Origin of the sequence: Candidatus Jidaibacter acanthamoeba, assembly GCF_000815465.1 — a bacterium.
Taxonomy (GTDB): domain Bacteria; phylum Pseudomonadota; class Alphaproteobacteria; order Rickettsiales; family Midichloriaceae; genus Jidaibacter; species Jidaibacter acanthamoebae.
Map to the genome: position 1 here is coordinate 1 of NZ_JSWE01000232.1, position 530 is coordinate 530.

A 530-nucleotide genomic window follows, 5' to 3' on the forward strand; every position below is an offset into this window, starting at 1 on the left:
GTGACGTCATTTGAAATCTACAGACTTGTACTTTTTCATATAGCTAATTATTAAGTTGCTTGCCTTACCTTATATCTACCTTCATATTTCATTTCTCGCAATACTGCCCTTTTAACTTACATAGCAATATTGTCTTTATGAGCACACATTAACCCAATATGTTTTGTTGCTGTATTTATAAAAGCTTCTTCACTTTTTCGTATGTAATGATGCAACTTAAATTGGGTATATACATATTCAGCAAAAACCATTCCCCAACCTTGCCTTTTAAACTCTTCCTTGAAAGGATCTACAACTTCATATTCCTCTCTATCACTAAACATGTATTCTTCAAATTCTTTCCTTGCCTTCTCTTCCCCTGCCCTACCCCAACGATCTTCTAGTTCAGCTAACGCCTTACTTCTAAGTTCATTCGCTATTTTCTTTACCTTTATTTCTATAATCTCTTCTTTCCTTCTTTCTTCTGCCTTACGGATATTCTCTTCTCTAAACTTTATAATTTCTTTTTCCCTTATCTTCTCTCTTTCCTT

Annotated in this window: 1 protein-coding gene; it reads right to left on the minus strand. The window is 33.8% G+C overall.

Annotated elements, in window-relative coordinates:
• Positions 1 to 116 precede the first annotated feature (116 nt).
• Positions 117 to 530 (minus strand): hypothetical protein (locus NF27_RS12680; RefSeq protein ID WP_039459526.1); only part of this gene is annotated, 414 nt, incomplete at its 5' end.